Source organism: Sulfurovum sp. (assembly GCF_041562805.1).
Lineage (GTDB): Bacteria > Campylobacterota > Campylobacteria > Campylobacterales > Sulfurovaceae > Sulfurovum.
Genome location: NZ_JBFFOH010000129.1, coordinates 1 through 7,155, shown reverse-complemented (window position 1 = coordinate 7,155; position 7,155 = coordinate 1). Strand labels below are relative to the sequence as shown.

The 7,155-nt window shown below is 33.3% G+C and carries 12 protein-coding genes and 1 tRNA gene; 6 read left to right on the top strand and 7 right to left on the bottom strand.

The window, feature by feature from the left end:
• Window positions 1-113: 113 nt before the first annotated feature.
• Window positions 114-827, bottom strand: a complete 714-nt coding sequence (locus ABYK33_RS12275) for a carbon monoxide dehydrogenase beta subunit family protein (RefSeq protein ID WP_373033533.1) — start codon at window positions 825-827, stop codon at window positions 114-116.
• Between the two features lie 520 nt (window positions 828-1,347).
• Entirely contained in the window at window positions 1,348-1,638 is a 291-nt protein-coding gene (locus tag ABYK33_RS12270) for a GNAT family N-acetyltransferase (RefSeq protein ID WP_373033534.1), read from the bottom strand.
• A gap of 313 nt (window positions 1,639-1,951) precedes the next feature.
• Here ABYK33_RS12270 and ABYK33_RS12265 point away from each other — a divergent pair, with 313 nt between their 5' ends.
• Complete coding sequence (locus tag ABYK33_RS12265; RefSeq protein WP_373033531.1) at window positions 1,952-2,545, top strand: hypothetical protein; 594 nt, start codon at window positions 1,952-1,954, stop codon at window positions 2,543-2,545.
• Window positions 2,546-2,609: 64 nt separating this feature from the next.
• Here ABYK33_RS12265 and ABYK33_RS12260 read toward each other — a convergent pair whose 3' ends face one another.
• The 3 genes from ABYK33_RS12260 to ABYK33_RS12250 form a co-directional block, all read right to left on the bottom strand.
• Window positions 2,610-3,050, bottom strand: coding sequence for a hypothetical protein (locus tag ABYK33_RS12260; protein ID WP_373033530.1), 441 nt, complete (start codon window positions 3,048-3,050; stop codon window positions 2,610-2,612).
• 252 nt (window positions 3,051-3,302) lie between these two features.
• Entirely contained in the window at window positions 3,303-3,770 is a 468-nt protein-coding gene (locus ABYK33_RS12255; protein ID WP_373033529.1) for a hypothetical protein, read from the bottom strand.
• Window position 3,771: 1 nt separating this feature from the next.
• Window positions 3,772-4,221, bottom strand: coding sequence for a hypothetical protein (locus ABYK33_RS12250; RefSeq protein ID WP_373033528.1), 450 nt, complete (start codon window positions 4,219-4,221; stop codon window positions 3,772-3,774).
• Between the two features lie 324 nt (window positions 4,222-4,545).
• Between ABYK33_RS12250 and ABYK33_RS12245 the strand changes: the two genes are divergently transcribed.
• From ABYK33_RS12245 to trxA, 3 genes are all read left to right on the top strand, one after another.
• Window positions 4,546-4,622, top strand: a tRNA-Met gene (locus ABYK33_RS12245).
• Window positions 4,623-4,648: 26 nt separating this feature from the next.
• Window positions 4,649-4,816, top strand: coding sequence for a hypothetical protein (locus ABYK33_RS12240; RefSeq protein WP_373033526.1), 168 nt, complete (start codon window positions 4,649-4,651; stop codon window positions 4,814-4,816).
• 353 nt (window positions 4,817-5,169) lie between these two features.
• Window positions 5,170-5,541: a thioredoxin gene (gene trxA / locus ABYK33_RS12235; protein ID WP_373033525.1), complete on the top strand. Its 372-nt coding sequence runs from the start codon at window positions 5,170-5,172 to the stop codon at window positions 5,539-5,541.
• A 93-nt stretch (window positions 5,542-5,634) separates the two neighbouring features.
• Here the strand turns inward: trxA and ABYK33_RS12230 are convergent, their stop codons facing one another.
• Together ABYK33_RS12230 and ABYK33_RS12225 are read right to left on the bottom strand one after the other, a co-directional pair.
• A complete protein-coding gene (locus tag ABYK33_RS12230) occupies window positions 5,635-5,868 on the bottom strand; it encodes a hypothetical protein (protein WP_373033524.1) in 234 nt (77 codons plus the stop codon).
• Window positions 5,869-5,901: 33 nt separating this feature from the next.
• Window positions 5,902-6,222 carry a hypothetical protein gene (locus tag ABYK33_RS12225; RefSeq protein WP_373033523.1) on the bottom strand — a complete coding sequence of 107 codons (321 nt, stop codon included), beginning with the start codon at window positions 6,220-6,222 and terminating at the stop codon, window positions 5,902-5,904.
• Between the two features lie 391 nt (window positions 6,223-6,613).
• Here ABYK33_RS12225 and ABYK33_RS12220 point away from each other — a divergent pair, with 391 nt between their 5' ends.
• Both ABYK33_RS12220 and ABYK33_RS12215 read left to right on the top strand, forming a co-directional pair.
• Complete coding sequence (locus ABYK33_RS12220; RefSeq protein ID WP_373033521.1) at window positions 6,614-6,790, top strand: hypothetical protein; 177 nt, start codon at window positions 6,614-6,616, stop codon at window positions 6,788-6,790.
• Window positions 6,791-6,924: 134 nt separating this feature from the next.
• Complete coding sequence (locus ABYK33_RS12215) at window positions 6,925-7,122, top strand: hypothetical protein (protein ID WP_373033520.1); 198 nt, start codon at window positions 6,925-6,927, stop codon at window positions 7,120-7,122.
• The last annotated feature ends 33 nt before the right edge of the window (window positions 7,123-7,155 follow it).

The window sequence follows — 7,155 nt, the reverse complement described above, 5'->3', positions numbered from 1 at the left end:
TGGGCACCTGTAATAAAGTGCTGCTCTCTCGGAGCCTCTTTTAGTAGGTAATTTATATCTACTTTTGTCTTTTCTAATTGTGGTCTTTGACTTGCATCCATTAAATTTCTCCTTTATTCAGTTTCAGTAACATGTTCACCTTTTTTGGTCATGATGAGACTTCTATACTCGCCATAATCAGCTGGTGACAATGTACTGAAATCCTCTTTTGGTAAAGATGGGTTTTCAGGTGGTAGAGTAGTTTCCCACTCAATGCCTAATTTGTTTCTTTCTTCAATTACGATCTCTTTGAACTTTTGAATATCTGAAGCATGAAGATCTCTAATTGATGCCATTGCTTCTTCATGTCCCATATAAGCACATAAAGCAGTTGTATAACAATCAGTACCAGCACGAATCATTCTAAGTGAAAGGTTTGCATAGTGACAATGTACACCTACAAAAACACAAGCTTTGATTCTATTATCAAGGATTGTTAAATTTGGGTGATTTGGATTGATTTCAGCCTTAACGTCGATCTTTGGATATTTTGGTCTGTAATCTGGCATTGGAATAATTTTACAGTTTGGAATCTCAGATGCAAGATCTAATATAGCTGCAGCTTTTTCCTTAACGTCATCTTTCCAGTCCCATAGAACTTGAGGACCAGGGAAGATTGTTGGGTTGTCCCTTGTGAGTAATGCTATAGCAGCATCTCTCATTGCCTCTTCAGGTGTGACAACATTACCATAAAGTAAAGCTGAACCTTCAGGTGCAAGCTCTACCCCCATCTCCGGTGCTGACGCAGGCATATACCCAGCAGGACCTTCTGTTACTCTTTTCGTCATATTTGACTCCTTATATTTATGAAAAAGTTCGAAAAAATACACAAAAGTGTATAAAACATTCTTAAATTCACTATCAATAGATACGAAGTTTTTCAGAGAGAAAGTAGTATAACTACGTATATTCAATCTTTAAAACATGAATTTGTATCTTATAGTAGCGAATATAATTTAAATATGTAATATTAGACCTATATGAAACTATAGCATGAGTGAAATAGTTACCATATGAAGCAGTATCCGTACATAGTAAAGAAGATGTAAAAACTATACATAAGGTAGAGTTATATATTAATGTATCATATTATAGAGATACTTTCATCATATATACTAGTGTACGCCATGCTTTACAATACTATTTATAGAGGTACAATAGAATAATGGTACATGAGCAGAATTTATATTTCTAAGTTTAAGAGTTTAAGCTGTGGCTATCGATATGACCCACTACATGGGGGATATGAGTAAAAAAGGCTCATGATGATCAAGTCTAAATTAATTTAGACTTGATCATCAGATAGGTCTATGCGAATAAATCACTTGTTTCTGGATTCTTTTCTTGATATTTAACTATATACGAACACTTAGCTACAGCTTTTTTATTTTCTTTTTTTATCTCTTGCAGTACATCTTCCAAAAGAGTTCTGGCAAGACCTTTCCCCGCTAACTCCTCTGGTACTATTGTATGCGTTAAATGCAAGTTTCCATTTTGATCATCATAAGTAATATATGCTACATAGCCATCTATATGGTATTCATATTTACATTCATCTGCATTGTGTATTAGTGTATTAGACATTATATCTTCCTTCATATTTTTTGAGTATTTTATCATTTTTTATCTCTACTATTTATTAAATATTTTACCTATATGTATGTAACTTACTTTTGAAAGTATCAAGTCTAACCTAAATTAGGAAATGTATGCACTTTTTCCCTTTGTTATTTTGAATGAAAGGCAACTTCATATAAAGGCTATATACCTTATATATAGAAAAATAAATCTTTTGGAAGTAATATCGTTTATCTTTTTTGAAGTTGATTTCATTTTTAAGGTTAGTTGTTTAATCACAAACTAAGGAACGTAATGCTTAAATACAAAAAAATTATTATGAGGTATTGATACTATGGCCGAAAAGAAAGAAAAGCTCTATTTAGAATTACAAATGGAAGAACTTAAAGCTGCTCATGCTAAGGAAGCGGGAGAAGAAAACCCTGTTCCCAAAAAAAATAGTAGAGATAATAGCAAAAATGCCGAGATAGCAAAAATGTATGAAGATGCCGCAGAATATGAAGAAGACTTAAAAGGTTTTGAAGAAGAGTTAGAAATCGTTAAGGCCAATGCGCTTAAAGATATCGCTGCATCATTGATCCAAAAGTTCCCGAACGAAGAGAGAGATTATGCACAAGAGTTAAGAACTATATTGGAAACTGGGTGGACACACTTTGTAGACGTCGAAAAAACGCATCCAAAAGAACAGTTAACACTTATTAAAGAGACAGAATTTGGTGATGTTGTAGATAAATTAAGTGCTGCATATCCTGATTACAACGGTGATTTTGAAGCAGATGTGAGAGAGTTTTTAGTGAAAAGATGGGAAAATCTCATCGCCATTAAAAAAGAGCATATTCAACAAGAGTTGGCAGAGATCAAAACTACAGGTCTTAAACCGAAATATGTGAAAAGAGTCTATGAACAATTCCATGGAATTATTAAATAAGTTATCTATCTAGGCTAAAGAGAAAGCTTTTTAGCCTACATAAAACCTTCCGAAGAGAGGCTGTTTAGCCCATCTCTACAGAATCTATCTCTGTTTTAAATTGTTCAATCGAGAAAGTAACCAAATTAGCTATCGCTTTGGCTGTATTTTTTAGATATGTATTTGTTAAGCGGATTTTACGTGTCGGTCTTGTGTATTCACTCACAACATATGTCACTAAAATATAAGGATCTCCAGAAACATCACAAGTCCCTGATGTTGTTGCTACATCCGGTATACAATATTCAATATCAATGTCTGGGTCTACCATCACATTATTAACAAGTGCTACAATGGCTTCCAACTTCTCTTTAGTTTCTTGTTCCGTTGCAATGTCTTCTGGGTTACTCAGAAGTGCTACAATTTTTTCCAGTTTCTCTTTAAGTTCGTTGTTCAATACAGTTTCTTCTGGATCATTCAGAAGTACTACAATTTCTTCAAGTTTAGCTTTAATTTCGTTTCTCATGACAATTTCTCCTAAAATAATATAGCTGATCAGTTTCAATGAAAAGCATGAAGTATGATAGTGTTTTCCTTAGAAATATCTTCTATCACAACCTCATATTGCATTCTATCATAAATAAAACAGAATTGTGTAAAGAAATGATAAGAAGTTTTCTAAATAAGGTGAAGTGTCAGTAGAGTACTTTATAGAAAGGCTTGAGATGAATTGTAAAGACGATCAAACAAATGCTTTTATCTCACAATTCTATCTTTTTTATTTTGTAGGAAAGGGAACTTCCTCTAAAGAAAAATCATTTAGCTTATCTGTTATCCATTGATGTTCTTTGGAATTTTCATTAAAATATAAATAGATCCCTTCTCCATCCTCATCATTCTGAATCAGTATTCCCTCACTCTTTTCTGTGTTCCAAGAAGCTAAGGACTCATATTCTACATACTCTTTTTGCAGTACATAGTTTTGTAGTGTTATCTCTTTTTCCAGAGAATAGAAAAGAAATCTTTTTGATGCAATCTCTTCAATCTTTACTGGTGTGCTAGAGTGTAAGTGATACATGTTGTATTGGAAGTTTTCCAAAAGTTCAGATAAAAACCCGTTAGTCCACACAAGTACCTGTTTCATGCACTTGGATGTTGCCGGATCTGTATTGTCTCGATCCAGATATGATGTATTATAGTCTTTGCAGATATTACTGTAGTCTATGCCTATACCTATTTTTTTCATCTTAAGCTTCTTTTACCACACTTACTTTATTTCCAACTGCGATTCCTCCATACTCTACAGGAGATACAAAAAGACCACGTTTCCCCTGAAGTAACTCAGGAAGCTCAGGTGCAAATGCATACAGATAACGGTAGTCTTCACATGGTCCCACTACTTCAAAAAGCGTTTCGCCTATCTCTATGATCGATCCTTTTTTAAGATGATAAAGATCGATATCTACATAAATATCTTCCATCAACACACCTTCTTCAAGTACAAGTTCCGCCTCTTCTATGATGTCATAACTCTTTTTTGAAATCAGAACCATTGTATGTTCTTTTCCATTGTCATAGTCTCTACTGCCTATGATACCATTATCATCAAAGTCAAGGTCTTCAACCCTCATACGGTGACCAGAACGCATCATGTCAGGCATGGTCATATATAATGTCAATACTTTTCCACTTGTCATTTCTTATCCTTTATTATTATAATCATACAAATTTTTGCGATGATAGCATAATTTATCTGTAGTCTTATTACTTTTCTGAATTAGACAAATAAATTAATAAACTATTCGTAAATTTGGGTACATAGGCAATAACTTAAACAGTCTGCTATTTGCATACAATTAACACAAATATTTTGAATAATCTGCTATATTTCACTTTATATCCCAAGTCTAAAAATCATTCTCATATACATATTTATTCTTAGTTAAGTTTATATGGATATACTGTAAATCTATTTTGTAGCTTCCCCTTATCTATAATCTATCAAACTTACTTAATATTATCGCGGAATAGAGCAGTCCGGTAGCTCGTTGGGCTCATAACCCAAAGGTCGATGGTTCAAATCCATCTTCCGCAACCAAATTACATAAAATACAAGGAGAAAAGATGTCAGTAAATAATATATCAAAAGATACTAGACTAAAAGTATTAATTAGACTTTTAAAAGATAACGAACAATTTAATATTGCCTGTTCTAAATCAGGTTTATCAATGAATGTTGCTAAAAAACTTTTAGATAATAACGACTTAACAAAAACAACAGTACTTATATAAATAATTTCCCCCCTATTTCTTAAAAAAATAGTTTAACTGCTTCATTCATTTTTTTCGCTGCTAAAAAAATATTAGATTATTGTTGTACCCAACCTTTTTACTATTAGCCACTATTGTGTTAGTAATCGGTCCAGGTGTCTCCTGAATAATGGCTCCTCAACATATAGATACTTGGTTACTCAAAAATTAAACAAATATACTCTAAAGCATATATGATCATTTAGGAGGAAATAATTAAGTACTAATGAATTAAGTCTAAAGAAAAATAACATAAATATTACGTATCAATTATAATATTAAATGAACAAAAACAATCGCTATGCTATACTTCATTCTAATATAAAGGAAAGACTATGGCATATATAGATTTAACGACAAAAGACTTTAACGAAACACTTGATAATAACGAAATAGTGATTATCGATTTTTGGGCAGAATGGTGTGGTCCCTGTAAGCAGTTTGCCCCAATTTTTGAAAAGGTAGCAGAAAACAATCCTGATATCACCTTTGCCAAGGTCAATACTGAGGAACAACAAGCTCTAGCAGATCAGCATGGTATTCGTTCGATTCCAACACTTATGGTCGTACGAGATGGTATCATCCTACTTAATCAAGGAGGCATGCTACCTGAAGAAGCCTTTGGTAAGCTCATCGCTCACGTTAAAGGGCTTGATATGGATCACGTACGTGCAGAGATGGCTAAAGATGAAGAGGATGATGAGTAACCCAAGTACTATAGAGTCATAGTACCTTTATCTTTGGGTTTTTACAGAGTTGAGTTTTAAGTTTCAACAGAACTTCTATCACTTCTTATCTGATTATTGAAGAGCCATGATTCTATCAATTAGATCATCGTTACCTACAAAATCAGATAAGACAGAAACAGTGTAATAATCACCCATAGCCTTTGCTTTAGGCTCACTGGCACCATTGTTTTTTTCATGTTCAATAGCTAATTTACTATGCTTGTTATATAAGGCTGCATACTCAGCTACAGTTAATTTTGCTTTACTCTTAAGTTCACTAAGGAACTCTTCTTGTAGATGTGTCATTCTTCTATCCTTTTTAATAAACTACTCAAGAGGCTATTCATCGTCCTCATCATCCTCGAAATCACTTAAATCAAATTCTATCTTTACGGGTTCTTCTATCACTTCGTTTATATCACTAATATCTTCAGCAGAGATATCTAAGGCCATTGCTACAAATGAGGCTAAAGCATTATCATTTATAATTTCCTGGCATGCTTCAGATGTGTTGTAAACAGTAAGTATGCCATCTTTTATAAGTATATCTCTCGTGCCAATACCTAACTCTGCCGCTACATTATGCAAGTCTGGACGAGTAGGATGAACCCCACTAACTTTCATTGAGAAGCCTGTTCTTATCTTTGATCTTGGATGCATTTTTCTTCCTATTATTAAATTATTTCTTTGCCAATTATTTTGAGATTATAGCTAAAAAGAAAAAGAGCTAGGCAAAGATAACTTGGTTTGATATTTCACTAGGTGGCGTGTATGTTATTTATGCACAGTATAGAATTTATATATAAAAATATACTTGTCATTGTTGCAAAAATACACCAATCATTGTAAAAATTCTTGAAAGTACGTGTTTTAGGAGGATTAAATGGCGGACAGTGAGTCCCTTTTGTTATCGGTGAGAGCGTACTTTTTTGGCACAATGGTAGAATATTTACACAAATTTACTCACTTGTTACTTTATTGCACACCCTTGCAGAATATTACTCACAAAAGCTGTATTTAGATACACTACTTTTACTGAAAGGAATTGATAATGACATTTATGAATGTGTGGACGGATGATGAGATGTGTGTATTCTTGAGAATAGAAGCCATAGTGACGTTTGATGATGGCAATGACATAATAAAGATTACAGCAATGGATGGTAATAAATATCTCTATTATGATGGAATAGATAAATTCCTAAAATTATTGTACAGTGAAGAGTAGCAAATGAAAGCTATTATCGCCACAAAATAAGTGCTTAATGAGCATGGAGACATCATCAGAATTGTTTATCAGTATGAAGACGGATCTAAAAGAGAAAGGCAGGTGTTTGTTCCTGCTGCAAAGTTGGCTTTGAAATGATTAAGACACTCAAAATAATTGCCTTTATTTTTATACCAATGATTTTGGCTACACTTCTGATTGGTGGCGTATATGCATTCCTAGGACACAAGTTTGATGTTGAGGATGACTCAGGTGCTATTGTATTTATTACCATGGTGATATATGCTGGTATGTTTTATGCCGAAGAAAAATGGGGTATAAACCGAGACTAATTTGTATGCTAAGACTTCTCTGCCACAATTAGT